The 13,153-nt window shown below is 71.1% G+C and carries 13 protein-coding genes; 4 read left to right on the top strand and 9 right to left on the bottom strand.

All coding sequences use genetic code 11. From position 1 onward, the window contains the following. Positions 1-43 precede the first annotated feature (43 nt). The 4 genes from phaP (at position 44) to LGM89_RS12935 (ending at position 3,378) form a co-directional block, all read left to right on the top strand. Positions 44-628: a TIGR01841 family phasin gene (gene phaP, locus LGM89_RS12950; RefSeq protein WP_226273171.1), complete on the top strand. Its 585-nt coding sequence runs from the start codon at positions 44-46 to the stop codon at positions 626-628. 292 nt (positions 629-920) lie between these two features. After that, the gene (locus LGM89_RS12945; RefSeq protein ID WP_226273170.1) at positions 921-2,102 is read left to right on the top strand and encodes an acetyl-CoA C-acetyltransferase; all 1,182 of its coding nucleotides are present in this window, start codon (positions 921-923) and stop codon (positions 2,100-2,102) included. A gap of 217 nt (positions 2,103-2,319) precedes the next feature. Then, positions 2,320-3,063 carry an acetoacetyl-CoA reductase gene (gene phbB, locus LGM89_RS12940; RefSeq protein ID WP_043187380.1) on the top strand — a complete coding sequence of 248 codons (744 nt, stop codon included), beginning with the start codon at positions 2,320-2,322 and terminating at the stop codon, positions 3,061-3,063. Positions 3,064-3,171: 108 nt separating this feature from the next. Beyond that, the gene (locus LGM89_RS12935; protein WP_226273169.1) at positions 3,172-3,378 is read left to right on the top strand and encodes a hypothetical protein; all 207 of its coding nucleotides are present in this window, start codon (positions 3,172-3,174) and stop codon (positions 3,376-3,378) included. A gap of 90 nt (positions 3,379-3,468) precedes the next feature. On the opposite strand, the gene LGM89_RS12930 is transcribed toward LGM89_RS12935, so the two are convergent. The 9 genes from LGM89_RS12930 to LGM89_RS12890 all read right to left on the bottom strand — a co-directional run bounded on the left by LGM89_RS12930 (position 3,469) and on the right by LGM89_RS12890 (position 13,126). Beyond that, the gene (locus tag LGM89_RS12930) at positions 3,469-3,816 is read right to left on the bottom strand and encodes a hypothetical protein (protein WP_089426337.1); all 348 of its coding nucleotides are present in this window, start codon (positions 3,814-3,816) and stop codon (positions 3,469-3,471) included. Next, a complete protein-coding gene (locus tag LGM89_RS12925; RefSeq protein ID WP_226273168.1) occupies positions 3,800-4,279 on the bottom strand; it encodes a hotdog family protein in 480 nt (159 codons plus the stop codon). Before LGM89_RS12925 ends, LGM89_RS12930 begins: the two co-directional genes overlap by 17 nt. Continuing rightward, the gene (locus LGM89_RS12920; RefSeq protein WP_226273167.1) at positions 4,279-5,094 is read right to left on the bottom strand and encodes a beta-ketoacyl synthase chain length factor; all 816 of its coding nucleotides are present in this window, start codon (positions 5,092-5,094) and stop codon (positions 4,279-4,281) included. Before LGM89_RS12920 ends, LGM89_RS12925 begins: the two co-directional genes overlap by 1 nt. Before the next feature lie 8 nt (positions 5,095-5,102). Next, positions 5,103-6,314: a beta-ketoacyl-[acyl-carrier-protein] synthase family protein gene (locus LGM89_RS12915; protein WP_226273166.1), complete on the bottom strand. Its 1,212-nt coding sequence runs from the start codon at positions 6,312-6,314 to the stop codon at positions 5,103-5,105. Between the two features lie 63 nt (positions 6,315-6,377). Then, positions 6,378-7,271 (bottom strand): polysaccharide deacetylase family protein, encoded by an 894-nt coding sequence (locus LGM89_RS12910; RefSeq protein ID WP_226273165.1) that lies wholly within the window; start codon positions 7,269-7,271, stop codon positions 6,378-6,380. After that, entirely contained in the window at positions 7,268-9,745 is a 2,478-nt protein-coding gene (locus tag LGM89_RS12905; RefSeq protein WP_226273164.1) for an MMPL family transporter, read from the bottom strand. Before LGM89_RS12905 ends, LGM89_RS12910 begins: the two co-directional genes overlap by 4 nt. Further along, complete coding sequence (locus tag LGM89_RS12900; protein ID WP_226273163.1) at positions 9,745-10,401, bottom strand: outer membrane lipoprotein carrier protein LolA; 657 nt, start codon at positions 10,399-10,401, stop codon at positions 9,745-9,747. The genes LGM89_RS12905 and LGM89_RS12900 overlap by 1 nt, the downstream gene beginning before the upstream one ends. Next, a complete protein-coding gene (locus LGM89_RS12895) occupies positions 10,398-11,381 on the bottom strand; it encodes an acyl-CoA synthetase (RefSeq protein WP_226273162.1) in 984 nt (327 codons plus the stop codon). The genes LGM89_RS12900 and LGM89_RS12895 overlap by 4 nt, the downstream gene beginning before the upstream one ends. Then, complete coding sequence (locus LGM89_RS12890; RefSeq protein ID WP_226273161.1) at positions 11,378-13,126, bottom strand: acyl-CoA synthetase family protein; 1,749 nt, start codon at positions 13,124-13,126, stop codon at positions 11,378-11,380. The genes LGM89_RS12895 and LGM89_RS12890 overlap by 4 nt, the downstream gene beginning before the upstream one ends. Between the last annotated feature and the right edge of the window lie 27 nt (positions 13,127-13,153).

Genomic DNA, 13,153 nt, shown 5'->3' with positions numbered 1-13,153 from the left:
TTTCTTTACGTCGTCTCTCGCATTGCTAACAGGAGCGTGCCCGATGTCCGTATTTGCCCCCGAAAAAATCAACGCCGAATATCAATCCGGTATTGCAGCGTGGTTCGCGATTGCCCGTCCGGCGATCCAAGGTTTCGAGGCTGTCGTCGAACTCAACCTGCAAGCGGCCCGGACGGCGCTCGAGGAGTACGAGGACAAGCTGAAGAACGCATTCAACAGCAGCAACCCGGCCGCGGGTTTCGCGCAGCAGGTCGCCGCCCCGCAGGAAGCGGCCGGCAAGGCCGTGTCGTACGGCCGCCATCTGTTCGACATCGCCGTGTCGACGCAGTCCGAATGGGCGAAGGTCGCACAAGCGCAATACGAACAGAACGACAAGCGCCTGAAGGACGTGCTCGGCGAACTGTCGAAGCATGCGCCGGCCGGCTCGGCACCGGTGGTGGCCGCGCTGAACTCGGCGCTGTCGGCGGCGACCGCCGCAGCCGATTCGGTTCGCGCCGCGACCGGCCAGGCGATCGAAGCCGCGCAGAGCGGCTTCGATGCGGTCAGCGAAACGGCCGCGCGTGGCGCGAAGCAAACGGCTGCCGCCGCACGCAAGGACGCCGCGGCCACACGCGAATCGGCTGCGTAATCGCGTAGCCACGCAAGCACGTGTCGCGCACGGGCGCGACACGATTGATCGGCGCCGGATGGCGCCGGACGCCGCGTGTGCCGCGGGGCGTCCGGCGAACGTCCGGTATGCCGCAAGACGCCGGTGAACCGGCGAGCCGTACCGGCGTGCCGCCCGTTCGAACGGGTGCCGCGCGCCCTCCGGCGGCGTGCGATCGCCATCGAGCCGAATGGCCCGGGATGCGCGATCGCCAGCCGAGGCCGGCACGCGCCGGCGTCAGAACGACGAACTGATTTCGATGCAGGAACTGGACATGACGGATGTAGTGATCGTATCGGCCGCGCGGACCGCGGTCGGCAAATTCGGCGGTTCGCTTGCGAAGATCGCAGCGCCCGAGCTGGGCGCGACGGTGATCCGCGCGGTGCTGGAGCGTGCGGGCGTGAAGCCCGAGCAGGTCAGCGAAGTGATCATGGGCCAGGTGCTGACGGCCGGTTCCGGGCAGAACCCGGCGCGGCAGTCGCTGATCAAGGCCGGGCTGCCGACGGCGGTGCCGGGGATGACGATCAACAAGGTGTGCGGCTCGGGCCTGAAGGCCGTGATGCTGGCGGCGAACGCGATCGTCGCGGGCGACGCGGACATCGTGATCGCGGGCGGCCAGGAGAACATGAGCGCGTCGCCGCACGTGCTGCCGGGCTCGCGCGACGGGTTCCGGATGGGAGACGCGAAGCTGGTCGACACGATGATCCTCGACGGCCTGTGGGACGTGTACAACCAGTACCACATGGGCATCACGGCGGAGAACGTCGCGAAGGAATACGGGATCACGCGCGAAGAGCAGGACGCGTTCGCGGCGTTGTCGCAGAACAAGGCGGAAGCCGCGCAGAAGGCCGGCCGCTTCGACGACGAGATCGTGCCGGTGGCGATTCCGCAACGCAAGGGCGAGCCGCTGCAGTTCGCCACCGATGAATTCGTGCGTCACGGCGTGACGGCGGAATCGCTGGCCGGGCTGAAGCCGGCGTTCTCGAAGGACGGCTCGGTGACGGCGGCGAACGCGTCGGGGCTGAACGACGGTGCGGCGGCGGTGCTGGTGATGTCGGCGCAGAAGGCGGCGGCGCTGGGCCTGACGCCGCTGGCGCGGATCAAGGCGTACGCGAACGCGGGCGTGGATCCGAGCGTGATGGGGATGGGCCCGGTGCCGGCATCGCGCCGGTGCCTGGAGCGCGCGGGCTGGACGCCGGGCGATCTGGACCTGATGGAGATCAACGAGGCATTCGCGGCGCAGGCGCTGGCGGTGCACAAGCAGATGGGCTGGGACACGTCGAAGGTGAACGTGAACGGCGGGGCGATCGCGATCGGGCACCCGATCGGCGCGTCGGGGTGCCGGATCCTGGTGACGCTGCTGCACGAGATGGCCAGGCGCGATGCGAAGCGCGGGCTGGCGTCGCTGTGCATCGGCGGCGGGATGGGGGTCGCGCTCGCGGTCGAGCGCGCCTGAGCAGGGTCTGACGACTCGTCCCGCGTGCGGCAGCGGCCAGCGTCGCACGCGGGCGAAGCGGTTTTCGCGCACGACAAGCAGTCAACAACACGCGCGAGGTGCCGGTGCGTGCCGCGCCCGCGACGCGGGCGGCTGCGCATCGAAGCGGTGGGGCGGCAGCCTGAGCGACGCCGCCGCTCCGCCTTGATCGATTACTTTTTTGTCGGTAATTAATAGGATGACTAAGCGAATTGCAGTAGTGACTGGTGGAATGGGCGGCCTCGGCGAAGCGGTCAGCATCAGGTTGAACGACGCGGGCCACCGGGTAGTCGTCACGTATTCGCCGAACAACACCGGCGCGGACCGCTGGCTGACCGAGATGCACGCGGCCGGCCGCGAGTTCCACGCGTATCCGGTGGACGTGGCCGATCACGATTCGTGCCAGCAATGTATCGAGAAGATCGTGCGGGACGTCGGCCCGGTCGACATTCTCGTGAACAACGCGGGCATCACACGCGACATGACGCTGCGCAAGCTCGACAAGGTCAACTGGGATGCGGTGATCCGCACCAACCTCGATTCCGTGTTCAACATGACGAAGCCGGTCTGCGAAAGCATGGTCGAGCGCGGCTGGGGCCGCATCGTCAACATCTCGTCGGTGAACGGCTCGAAGGGGTCGGTCGGCCAGACCAACTATGCGGCCGCGAAGGCCGGCATGCACGGCTTCACGAAATCGCTCGCGCTCGAGATCGCGCGCAAGGGCGTGACGGTGAACACGGTGTCGCCGGGCTACCTCGCGACGAAGATGGTCACGGCGATCCCGCAGGACATCCTCGACTCGAAGATCCTCCCGCAGATTCCGGCGGGCCGGCTCGGCAAGCCCGAGGAAGTCGCGGCGCTGGTGGCTTACCTGTGCTCGGAGGAGGCCGGCTTCGTGACGGGCTCCAACATCGCGATCAACGGCGGCCAGCACATGCATTGACACGGGGCGGACCGGCGGCGTGCGCGCACCTGCCGGGCCGCGTTCCGCACTATCCAGTGCCGAGGCGGCGGCAGGCGCGCCGCTTCGGCTTCGCATTCCGGAGAAGGCATGGGCGATACCTGGATGGGACTCGCGATCGGCGGCACGGCACTGGCCGTCGCGCTGACGATGGCAATCTCGCTCTACTGGCTCGAGCGGCGCCGTGCGCGGCTGCTGCGCAACTTCGATCATCGCGATTGCTCGCTCGTCGCGTACGGCAGGTGCTTCGCACGCGGGCGGGCCCGGCCGGCACGCCGCCTGCGCGGCGCGCGTTGACGGCGGCGGCATTGCGGCAGTGACGCGTCAGGATTGACGAGCGGTCACGCATCGCGCGCCTGCCTGCGGCGATGCGCGCGATGCCCTTGATCAATCGTTCTTTTCGCTCTTTCCACCCGACTCGCCCGAGTCGTTCTTGTGGAAGATCCGCTTCGTCGTGCGCTTGGTGGCATCCCAGCCTTCGCGCGACGCGTGTGCGACCCCGTGCCCGACCGCCTTCGCGGCGCTCGCGGTCGCGTGGCCGAAGCTGCGGGCCGCCTCGCCGGTCTTGTGCGCGGCTTCCTTCGAATCGCGCTTGATGTCCTGCTTCACTTCCGACATGTCCGCGTGCGCGATCGGGCTGATCAGCGCCAGAACGAGCGCGGTGCCAATGAACTGACGAACTTTCACGACCTGGTTTCCTTCTCTTGAGTAAGCGGCTTCATCGAGGATTCGCATCGCCGGCTGCCAACGCGTCGAGCATCACCGCGGCGCGGCCGGACAGCAGTACGCGATCGCCGCAGCGCAGTGCGAAGCCGTACAGCACCGAGCGGGCGTCGCCGCTCACGCGTTCCGCTTCGACGACGAGCGGCTGCGCGAACGTGTCGAGCCGGTCGACGAAAGCGTCGACGTTGCGCACGCTCGCCAGATAGCCGACGCGCGGGCGCGCTTCGTGCGCACCGAGCAGCGCGCCGTGCACGGCCATCGCCTGCGCCGCGTATTCGATCCCGCAGACGGAGGCAAGTCGGCCGTGCGAGCGCAGCGGGTTGTGCGGATCACGGTGGCTCGTCGCGGTGCAGCGGATGCGGGCGGCATCCCAAGCATCGACCGTATCGAGCACGCACATCGCGCCGCCGTGCGGAATGTGCGCGGCGATCCATGCATGGTCGAGCGGCGGCGCGAGCGGGATCGTCGCGGTCATCACGCGCGCTCCGCGAACGTATCCGGCATCGCGACGTCGACCTGCACGCGCGTATCGGCCAGGTAGTCGAGCACGACGCGCGTCGAACGTCGCGCGGCGATGGCGTCGAGCAGCGGCAGCACGCGCGCGGCCGGATTGCCGGCGCGCAGTGCGTCGAGTTCGGCACGCGCGAGCGGCGTGGCGGGCGCGTCGGCGAGCTGCACGTCGATGCGGGCGAGCGCGCGCTCGCTTGCTTCGGGCGCGAGCACGAGTGCCACGCCGAACGCGTCGCCGATCGGGCGCACTGCGTGCAGCGGTTCCGGATAGTCGGTGTCGTACGCGATCAGCAGGGTCGGCACGCGATCGACCACGACCTGGCACAGGCTTTCCAGCAGGCCCGCGGCAAAGCTGCCGTCGTGCGCGCACAGCACGTTCGACGTCGCCATCGCGCGGGTCGCGATGCTCCAGTAGCCGGCCGGCGCGTTGTGCACGGAGTTGTGGAAGCGCGTCGGCGACAGCTGGCGATCGTCGCCCGCCAGCGTCTCGCAGATCGCGTGGCAATTCTGGCCGTCGCCGCCCGACGCGCTGAACACGGTCGCGAGCGTCGCGGCGTCGCGTCCGCTCGCGGCCACCGCTTCGTGGCCGACCGCGAGCGCCACGCGCACGACGGGGCCGGTGCGGCGGCGCTCGGCCGACGGCAGGCCGGCCGGCGGCGGCAGCTCGGTGCGGGCGGGCGCATACGGCACGCGGCCCGCGAGCACGTCGGCCGCGTGCGGCCAGTCGTTCAGTCCGGGCCCGATGAGGCCGATGCTTTCGATGAAGGCGGTGAGTGTCATGGCGGGCCTCAACGGCGGGCGTGGTCGGCGCGGCCGAGGATCAGGCTGCAGTTCGTGCCGCCGAAGCCGAACGAATTGGACAGGACGGCGCGCACGCGGGTATCGCGGCTCGCGAGCACGTAATCGGCGGCGAGTGCCGGGTCGGGCTGTGTCGTGTTGACGCCGGCCGGCACGAACTGCTCGCGCAGCGCGAGCGCGGCGACGACGGCCTCGAGCGCACCCGCCGCGCCGAGCGTATGGCCGGTCGCGCCCTTCGTCGAGCTGCACGGCGTGCTGGCGAACAGCGCGCCGATCGCGCGGCTTTCGGCCGCGTCGTTGCTCGGCGTCGCGGTGCCGTGCAGGTTCACGTAGTCGATGTCGGTTGCATCCAGGCCGGCGGATGCAAGCGCCTGCTCGATCGCGACGCGCGCGCCGAGCCCGTCCGGATGCGGCGACGACATGTGATGCGCGTCGCTCGATTCGCCGATGCCGAGCAGCAGGACCGCATCGGCGCCGAGTGCGGCGGGCGGGTCGGGCACGCGTTCGACGAGCGCGAACGCGGCGGCTTCGCCGATCGAGATGCCGTCGCGCGCGACGTCGAACGGCCGGCACGGCTGGCGCGACAGCAGCTCGAGCGAATTGAAGCCGTACAGCGTCGTCAGGCACAGCGAATCGACGCCACCGACGACGGCCGCGTCGATCAATCCCGCTTCGATCATGCGGCGTGCGGAGCCGAACACTTTCGCGCCGGACGAGCACGCGGACGAGATCGCCATCGCCGGCCCGCGCAGCGCGAAAAACGCGCGCACGAACGCGGCCGGCGAATACGGATTGTGCGTGTGTGCGTAGCGGAAGTCGACGGGCAGCGCGCCGCTCGCCGGATCGCGGCGCTGGTATGCGTGTTCGGTCTCGAGGATGCCGGCCGTGCTCGTGCCGATGAACACGCCGACGCGCGCCGCACCGTAGCGCGCCACGGCCGCCGCGACGCGTGCGTCGAAGCCATCCTGCGTGAGGCCGAGTTGTGCGAGGCGGTTGTTGCGGCACGCGAAGTCGGCGAGATCGGCCCGCACGGGCTGCGCATCGACGCCGTCCACCGCGCCGATCCACGTGTCGAGATCCGCACCTTCGAAGTCGCAGGGTGTGAGCCCGCCGCGCGCGTCGCGCAGCGCATCGAGGGTCGCATCGAGGCCGCGACCGATGCAGCTGGTGGCGGTGAAGTGCGAGAGCAGGAGAGGTTTCACGAGGGTCGCATCCGGTGGCCGGAACGGGCGCCGCAGCAGGGCTGGCAGGCGCGCCGTTCGAGGTCAGATTTTATCAAACGGGGGGAGCGAACCGGCCGGCTCGCCCGGCCCGCCGGGCGGCTCCGGCGCGAGCGCCGCGCGCAGCGTGGTCCAGTGCAATTGCGCGTCAGCGGCGGCGTGCAGTACCGCTTGCAGCACGTCGAGCACGACGGGTTCGCCGCGCGCATCGCGCGCCGCGTGACCGTCGTGCACGAGCAGGATGTCGCGTGCCGCGAGGCCGTGCAGCAGGCGGTGCGTGACGGTCGCGGCATCGCGCGCGCGCGTATCGAAGCCGCGCCGCGTCCAGCTCGCCAGCTGCAGGCCGAGTTCGCACAGCACCGGCTCGAGAAACGGGTTGCGCAGGCCGGCCGGCGCACGGAAGAACAGCGGGCGCGTGCCGGTGAGCTCGGTCAGCGTCTGCTGCGCGGCCGCGATCTCGCGCCGCAGCGCGGCGGGCCCCGACAGCGAGAACGTGTGCCGGTGCCGCTGGCTGTGGTTCTCGATCGCGTGACCGCGCGCGACGATTGCCTCGATCCAGCGCGGATGACGGCGCGCGAGATCGCCGATGCAGAAGAACGTCGCGCGCGCGTCGTAACGGTCGAGCAGGTCGAGCACGCGCGGCGTGACGTCCGGGTCCGGGCCGTCGTCGATCGTCAGCGCGATGTGGCGGCCGGCACCGGGCGGCAGGCGCGTCCAGTTCGGGCCGAGCAGCGTGCTGCGCGGCCACAGGCCGGCGGCGGTCAGCGCGAGATGCGACGCGACCACGCCCCCGAGCGCCCACGGCCACGCGGCCGGCTGCGCGACGACGGCCGCCGCCGCGCCCGCATGCAGCGCGGCCGTGCCCGCGATCAGCGGCGTCGGCTTCCAGCGGCGCGTGTCGCCGGGCTGTCGCGACGGAACGGACGACGGCGCGTTCATGCGTGGCCTCCTCGATGACGGTTGATGGCCATACCGTCAGCCGGGCGCGGCGCGAGAATCGCCGCGAACGCGAGCGCGAGCATCGCACCCGGGCCGACGGTCAGCCCGAAGGTTTCGAGCAACGGCACGCGCGACAGCGCCAGCAGCCCGAAGCCGGCAACCGTTGCGAGATTCGCGATCAGCAGCGACACGAGCGTGTACGGCGTGACGGGCTGCGCGTCGTCGCGCTTGCAGAAGAACAGCGCGTAGTTCGAGCCGACCGCGACGATCAGCAGCATCCCGACGAGATGCAGGATCGTCAGCTGCACGCCGGCGAGCGCGAAGCCGGCCGTCACGACCAGCACGGCCGCGACGAGCGGCGCGAGCGCGTGCATGGCGCGGCGCGGCGAGCGCAGCGCGATCAGCAGCAGCACGGCGATCGCGGCGAAGCCTGCGAGCGACAGCCGGATGTCCTCGTGCACGTAGCTCACGTACAGGCGATCGGCTTCGGCCTTCATGTCGACGAACAGCGCATCGGGCACGCCCGCGCGGGCGACGGCTTCGCGAATCGGCGTGGCATCGAGACTCGATGCCGGTTGCGCGGCGCGGGCGGCATCCGGCGCACGCAGCGGCAGCATCGCGCGCCAGCGGCCGTCGCGTTCGGTCAGCAGCGCATCGACGGCGAGCGCCATCGACGTGCCGCGCAAGTCCGCGCGTGTCAGCAGCGGTGCGTGGCGCGCGGCCCCGACGTCGGTGATGAACGGTGCGAACAGGTCGGGCTTGACCGCGATCGGCTGGTTCGCGACGGCGTCGCGCATCCGCGCGGCGAGCACGTCGGCATCCGGCAGGCTCGCCTGGCGTGCGCGCTGCGCGGCGTCGCTCGGCAGGTAGCGCGCGGGGCTTTCGAAGCCGGCGAGTGCGCCCCGGTCGACGAGCGGCTGCAATTGCGCGGCGACCTTTTCGGCGCCTTCGAGCGCGGTTTGTTCGGTCGACGCGGAAATCACGACGAGATAGCGCACATCGGGCGCGCCGACATCGGCGCGCAGCCGCGCGTCGAGCGCCTGCGCTTGCGCCGGCACGGGGCTGAGCGCGGCGAGCTCACGGCTCCACAGCCCGTCGCGATGCAGCACGAGCGTCGCGGCCGCGGCGATCACCAGCACGGCGAGCGGCCAGCGCAATCGCGGCGCGGCGTCGGCCGCACGCGCGAGCACGGCGCCGACGCGCGACACGTCGCGGATCGCGACATGCTCGCCGCGCAGGTGCGGCAGCACGAAGCGCGTGACGAGCGCGGCGGCCGTCAGCCCGACGATCGAATACAGCCCGAGTTGCACGAGGCCCGGGAATCCGGAGAACAGCATCGACGCGAACCCGCACACGGACGTCAGCACGCCGAGCCGGATCGTCGGCCAGTACGCGGCGACCCATGCGCGCGTCGCGTCGGCCGGGCGCGCCGCGCCACGCGTGCCGGCCTGCGCCGATTGCACGAACAGGTAGATCGAATAGTCGACGGCTTCGCCGATCAGCGTCGTGCCGAAGCCGAGCGTCAGCCCGTGGACCGTGCCGAACGCGATGCTGACCGCCGCGATGCCCGCCGCGACACCCGTCAGCACCGGCAGCAAGCCGAGCGCGAGCGTGCGCGGCGAACGGTAAAGCGTCAGCAGCAGCGCGACGATCAGCACGACGCTCGCCGTCGACAGCCGTTCGACGTCGTGCCGGATCGTGTCGCGCGTGTCGACCGAGAACACGCTGGGGCCCGTCATCGCGAGCGTGGTCGCGGCGGTGTTCGGCACGGCCTGCTTGGCGGCGGCGAATGCATCGCGCACGGTGTGGATCGCGCGGGCCTGCGCGTCGGTATCGGAACCGGCGGCGGCCGTCTGCACGACGAGCACCGCGCGCGCGCCGTCGCGCGATGCCCACACGCCATCGCGGCTCGCCGGTTCCGCCGCGCTGTCGAACTGATCGACGAGCGTGGCGACTTCGCCGGTCGGGTCGCGCGGCAGCATCGCCTTGGCCACGAGGCCGGCCGACGAACTCAGCAGGTCGAGGCTGTCGCCGAGCGCCTGATGCAGGCCGGCGGCGCTGAAGCGCTGCGGCGTGACGGCCGGGCTCAGCAGGTAGCGGTGATCGAAGATGAATTGGCGATCGCGCGCGTCGTTCGCGGCTTCGCCGTTGTGAACGGCCGCGAATTGCGGATCGGTGCGCAGCGCGCCGGCGACGCGTCGCGACAGCGCGGCGCGCGTCGTGGCATCGCGGCCGTCGATCGCGACGAGGATCAGCCGCGACACGACGCCGTCGCGCAACTGGTCGACGAGCACGCGCTGCCCGGCGCTCGGCGCGCTCGGCAGGAACGCGGACAGGTCGGCCGTGAAGTGCGCGCGCCCGATCGCGACGCCGCATGCGACGAGCGCGAGCAGCCACGCGAGCACGGCACGCTGCCGCAGCGCGTGCAGGCGGCGCGCGACCGGTGACGCGGGGGGCCGGGTGCGTTCGTCCATCAGTTCGGGTTCGCCGGAACGGGCTGCAGCCGCATCACTGAGCGGTCGCCGTCGGCCTGCCGGATCGCGACGCTGCGCAACACGTCGCGCGTGCCGTCGAGCGTGATCGTGCTGACGACCTTCAGCATCCGCGAGTCGAGCGGCGTGAGCGTCAGCGTCCAGTCGTCGCCGCGCCCGGCGAGCGCGACCTTGTACACCTGTTCGAGCGCGAAGCGGTTGCCGGCGAGCGTCGCGCGGATGCTGTCGATGAACGCGCCGAGTTCCGGATAGCGTGCGAGCGCGAGCGTGAACTTGCGGTTGTTGCGCTCGACGGTGAGCATGTCGCCGTCGACGACGAGGTGTTCGGGCTTCGGGCTCAGCGTGTGCTTCTCGAGATGGTCGGGCGCGACGAACACGAGTTCGCCGGACGATTCGACCGGCTGCGTCGCGATCGACAGGGTCTTCGTCTCGGTGAACGTCGCGCGCCCCGACTTGTGTTGCGCAAGCGTCGACATCAACCGGTCGAGGTTCCACGCCGGCGCCGTGTCGGCCGCCTGCGCGGGCGCGGCAGCCAGCGCGATTGCGGCGATGGTCGCAGCGACGGCGACGGCCAGCGTGCGGACGGCGCGACGCAGCGCGGACGGGAGCGTGGGCAGGCAGCGGCGAACGGCGGTCATGCGTCGGAATCCCTCGTGGCGGCCAGGCCGGCACCGGCGCATGCAGCGTCGCTGCGTGCGGTCGCGGTTGCGGCATCGCCGCCTTGCCAGAAGTCGAAATAGTTGAACCAGTTGTACGGCGCCGCGCGGCAGTATTTGTCGAGCAGCGCGACGTAGCGCGCGAGTGCCGCGTCGACGGCCGCCGCGCGCGCGTCGCGCCGCACGTCGGAGAAATCGGCGAGCGTCTCGAAGTGCACATCGTAGCGGTTGCCGTCGCGATAGAGGCCCGTCATGAAGATCACCGGGCGCTTCAGCATCGCGGCCATGTAGAGCGGCCCGAGCGGGAACGCGGCGGGCGCGCCGAGCAGCGGCAGCCGGCGCAGCGACGCGGCCGCGTCGTCGAGCAGCGTACGGTCGGCGAGCATGCCGACCATGCAGTTCGCGTCGAGGCGCTCGCGCACCTTCAGCATCGAGTCGACATGACCGAGCGGAATCACTTCCGGCTGCGCGGCGGGATTCACCGCGGCGAGCGTCGCGTTGATCTTGCGCGCGTTCTTCTCGTACATCGTCACGACCACGCGCAGGGCCGGGTGCGTGCGGCCGATCGCGCGCACGACCTCGAAGCTGCCGAGGTGCGCGCCCATCAGGAACGCGCCGCGTCCGCCCGCGAGCGCGTCGTCGACGAGCGTTTCACCGTGCAGCCGGATGTCGAACAGGTCGAAGCGTCCGTTCATCAGGTAGATGCGGTCGTGGATCGTCGCCGCGAACGTGAACACGTGCCGGTACACGTCACGCCAGCGCACGGGGCGTCCGAGCACGCGGCGCAGGTAGTCGCGCGACGCCGCGCACGCAACCGGCGAGAACAGCACGAAATACGTCGCGGTCAGGTGCAGCACGACGCGTGCGCGCTGCCGGCCGAAGCGCAGCGAGATCCACGTCATCGCGCGCAGCAAGCCCGCATTGCTGCGTTCCTGGCGTTCGGCCCATGCGGTGCGCTTCATGGCTGCGCGCCATCCTGCGCGGCCGGCGGCGCTGACAGAACGCCGCTCGCGACTTCGCGCGCCCCGGCGCGCAGCGTGAAGCGGATCGCACCGCTCGCCGCGGCGTCGTACGCGAGATCGAGCGGTTCGCCGGGTGCGACCGGGCTCAGGAATTTCGCGGACCCGAGCCGCCACGTGTGCAGCGGACGGTCGAGTGCCGCACCGATCGCATGGATTGCGTGATCGAGCAGCACGACGCCTGGCACGACCGGATGGCCGGGGAAGTGGCCGGGCAGTGCCGGGTGATCGGCGGGGATCGTGAGCCCGAGCGCCGGCGCGGGCGCGCCGGCCGGGTCGCGGATGGGCGTCGGCGCGGCTGCGGTGCGCGCATGTTGCGCCACGAGCGCGGCGAGCACGTCGCGCGGCAGCTTGCCGGTTTCGTTGCGCGGCAGCGCGTCGACGAACACGAGCGGGCGCGGCATGAACGCGGGATCGATCCGCTCGCGCAGCGCGCGCTGTAGATCGGCGGCCGCGAGCGTCGGTGCGACGACCAGCGCGACGAGGCGCGTGACCGGTTCGAGGCCCGCGCCGGCCTGGGCGGGCGCGGCTTCGTCGGGCATGAAGAACACGCCGTCGATCACCTGCGCAATCGCATTGAGCTGATGGTTCAGGTACGCGAGCGACGTGCGCTTGCCGGCGATGTTGACGAGGTCGGCCTTGCGGCCGTGCAGCAGGAACCGGTCGTCGCCGAGCAGTTCGAGCGCATCGCCCATCGGCACGGGCGCCTCGACGTGCCCGCCCGACACCCAGATCGTCGGCTCGCCGTCGTCGCTCTCCGGTTCGTCGCGCGCATCGAGCCGGATGCCCGGGAACAACGCCCAGGTCGCGCCTTGCGACGTGCGACGGGTCGCGATCTGGCCGGTTTCGGTGCTGCCGTAGATCTCGACGAGCGGCGCGTCGAGCGCGGCTTCGGCTTCGCACGCGAGCTTTTCCGACAGCGGCGCGGTGGCCGACAGCACGAGCGCCGCGGGCGGCAGCGCCTGGCCGGCCGCCAGCAGCGCGCGCAGGTGGATCGGCGACGTGACGAGCACGCGCGGCTGCGGGATCGTGTCGAGTTCGTCGCGAATGTCGACCGGGTAGAACGGCTGGCGATTGCTGAACGCGAGGCCGCCGATCAGCGCGAGCAGCACCGTCGACTCGAAGCCGTACATGTGCTGCGCGGGCACCGTGCCGATCAGCGTGGCCGCGCGGCCGTCGAGCAGCCCGAGGCGGTCGGCCGCCGCGCGCACGCAGCCGACCAGGAAGCCCCAGGTCTTGCGGTGCGGCACCGGTGCGCCGGTCGAGCCGGACGTGAACACGTAGGCCATGATCCGCGCCGCGTCGATCTGCGGCACGACGAACGGCGCATCGCTCGCGCGCTCGCCGGGGGCGGCATCGGGGTACGCGAAGCGCGGCAGGTCGATCGCGCAGTCGGGCGCGTCGTGCAGGCAGAACGCGTCGGGCGCGAACGATGCGAGCTGGCGAACCATTTCCGGCGTGTGCGTCGACGGCAGCAGGCTGATCTTGCCGGCAACGAGCGCCGCGCACAGGCTGACCGCGAAGCGGTAACGGTCGCGGCACACGTTGAACACGTGGCCGCCGGCGGGCAGCGCGGCGGCCACGCGCGCGACGTCGGCGACGAATGCGCGCACGGTGACGGGCGCGCCGTCGCGCCAGGCGATCGTCTGGTCCGGCGACGAATGGAAAACCAGCGGGTGAGTCGGCATAAATCGGTCGAAACGGGAGCGAAGGCC

Source organism: Burkholderia sp. AU31624, assembly GCF_020420065.1.
Classification (GTDB): domain Bacteria; phylum Pseudomonadota; class Gammaproteobacteria; order Burkholderiales; family Burkholderiaceae; genus Burkholderia.
This window is presented reverse-complemented; position numbering and strand designations above follow the sequence as displayed.

What these genes read in the sequence shown, in the direction of transcription:
- LGM89_RS12935 (WP_226273169.1), top strand. Translation starts at nt 3,172, where the DNA reads ATGGGCGATACCTGGATGGGACTCGCGATCGGCGGCACGGCACTGGCC.
- LGM89_RS12925 (WP_226273168.1), bottom strand. Translation starts at nt 4,279, where the DNA reads ATGACCGCGACGATCCCGCTCGCGCCGCCGCTCGACCATGCATGGATC.
- LGM89_RS12920 (WP_226273167.1), bottom strand. Translation starts at nt 5,094, where the DNA reads ATGACACTCACCGCCTTCATCGAAAGCATCGGCCTCATCGGGCCCGGA.
- LGM89_RS12930 (WP_089426337.1), bottom strand. Translation starts at nt 3,816, where the DNA reads ATGCGAATCCTCGATGAAGCCGCTTACTCAAGAGAAGGAAACCAGGTC.
- LGM89_RS12890 (WP_226273161.1), bottom strand. Translation starts at nt 13,126, where the DNA reads ATGCCGACTCACCCGCTGGTTTTCCATTCGTCGCCGGACCAGACGATC.
- phaP (WP_226273171.1), top strand. Translation starts at nt 44, where the DNA reads ATGTCCGTATTTGCCCCCGAAAAAATCAACGCCGAATATCAATCCGGT.
- phbB (WP_043187380.1), top strand. Translation starts at nt 2,320, where the DNA reads ATGACTAAGCGAATTGCAGTAGTGACTGGTGGAATGGGCGGCCTCGGC.
- LGM89_RS12945 (WP_226273170.1), top strand. Translation starts at nt 921, where the DNA reads ATGACGGATGTAGTGATCGTATCGGCCGCGCGGACCGCGGTCGGCAAA.
- LGM89_RS12910 (WP_226273165.1), bottom strand. Translation starts at nt 7,271, where the DNA reads ATGAACGCGCCGTCGTCCGTTCCGTCGCGACAGCCCGGCGACACGCGC.
- LGM89_RS12905 (WP_226273164.1), bottom strand. Translation starts at nt 9,745, where the DNA reads ATGGACGAACGCACCCGGCCCCCCGCGTCACCGGTCGCGCGCCGCCTG.
- LGM89_RS12895 (WP_226273162.1), bottom strand. Translation starts at nt 11,381, where the DNA reads ATGAAGCGCACCGCATGGGCCGAACGCCAGGAACGCAGCAATGCGGGC.
- LGM89_RS12900 (WP_226273163.1), bottom strand. Translation starts at nt 10,401, where the DNA reads ATGACCGCCGTTCGCCGCTGCCTGCCCACGCTCCCGTCCGCGCTGCGT.